This is a genomic window from Vibrio sp. OPT46 (genome assembly GCF_015163535.1).
Taxonomy (GTDB): Bacteria; Pseudomonadota; Gammaproteobacteria; order Enterobacterales; family Vibrionaceae; genus Vibrio; species Vibrio alginolyticus.
In genome coordinates this window covers 1-1,312 of the sequence record NZ_JADDYG010000140.1, presented here as the reverse complement: position 1 = coordinate 1,312, position 1,312 = coordinate 1, and the positions used below count along the sequence as shown (strand labels likewise).

General features: G+C 41.9%; 1 protein-coding gene and 1 rRNA gene. One reads left to right on the top strand and one right to left on the bottom strand.

Going from position 1 to position 1,312, the window contains the following annotated elements; genetic code table 11:
- The first annotated feature begins 90 nt into the window (after positions 1–90).
- Positions 91–981, top strand: coding sequence for an HTH-type transcriptional activator IlvY (gene ilvY, locus IQR33_RS06250; RefSeq protein ID WP_005379097.1), 891 nt, complete (start codon positions 91–93; stop codon positions 979–981).
- Positions 982–1,072: 91 nt separating this feature from the next.
- Here ilvY and rrf read toward each other — a convergent pair.
- A 5S ribosomal RNA gene (rrf, locus tag IQR33_RS06245) occupies positions 1,073–1,189 on the bottom strand.
- Positions 1,190–1,312 lie beyond the last annotated feature (123 nt).

Sequence of the window (1,312 nt, the reverse complement as noted above, 5' to 3'; positions counted from 1 at the left end):
AACTTCATACTAAAACAGACATGAGATTGCTTAAAGTGATATATTCACAATTAGTTATTGCAATTTATGCAACATGGAAATGAAAATTTAATGAATATCAAAAGCCTGCAACTTTTCATTCATCTCTGTGAGAGTAAAAGTTTCGCCAAGACCGCAGCGGCAATGCATATTAGCCCTTCAGCCTTAAGCCGACAGATACAAAAATTAGAGGAGGAAACCAGCCAACAATTGTTTTTACGCGACAACCGTAGCGTTGATTTAACTATCCAAGGTAAAAAGCTAGTCCCAGTTGCCTTAAAGATTCTTGGCGAATGGCAGCAGTATCAGAGTCACCTGAAGGGAACCGAGGATGAATTGAAAGGAGAAATCCGTCTCTTTTGTTCTGTTACTGCAAGCTACAGCCATCTTCCGGAGCTAATCTCTGACTTTCGTATTCAGAACCCTTTCATTGAGTTCAAACTATCAACCGGCGATCCAGCTCAAGCGATCGACAAAATACTAGCAGATGAAGCCGATATTGCCATATCAGCCAAGTCAGAACAGATGCCAAATAAAATCGCATTTGAAACGATCAGTGAAATCCCACTTTCTGTCATCGTACCTGTTGGGGTTAGTGCGTTTGCTGAAGAGCTACAAAAAGAAAAACCAGACTGGTCGGTCATTCCATTCATACTCCCAGAAGCAGGAACGGCAAGGGACAGGGCCAATACTTGGCTCAAACAAATGAAAATAAAGCCAAAGATCTACGCACAAACCTCCGGACATGAAGCCATCGTAAGTATGGTTGCATTGGGGTGTGGAGTAGGTATCGCACCTGATGTTGTAATCAACAACAGTCCGGTAAGAGAAAAGATAAATCGTTTAAAAGTCTTACCAATTAAACCTTTTAAACTTGGTGTTTGCTGCAACAAAACTCAGCTGGAGAATCCGCTTGTTAAAGCCTTTTGGAAGGTTGCAGAGAGCAAGTATATCGCACCTTAGATGAACACTTTTTAGGTATAAAGTGGGCTAATTTTAAAACTCTATAGATGCAAAAAAGCCCGCTCTTTCGAGCGGGCTTCTTAAAACTAAAGCCTGGCGATGTCCTACTCTCACATGGGGAAGCCCCACACTACCATCGGCGCTATTTCGTTTCACTTCTGAGTTCGGCATGGAAATCAGGTGGGTCCAAAACGCTATGGTCGCCAAGCAAATTCTTTAATTCGGAAAGCTGTTTTTTTAATTCTCGTTCTTACACATTCAACGTTCTTTCATTGAGTCCATCAAAACCCCTTGGGTGTTGTATGGTTAAGCCTCACGGGCAATTAGTACA

Bases quoted from the DNA above. Each gene is read 5' to 3' on its own strand.
- ilvY (WP_005379097.1), top strand. From the start codon at position 91: ATGAATATCAAAAGCCTGCAACTTTTCATTCATCTCTGTGAGAGTAAA.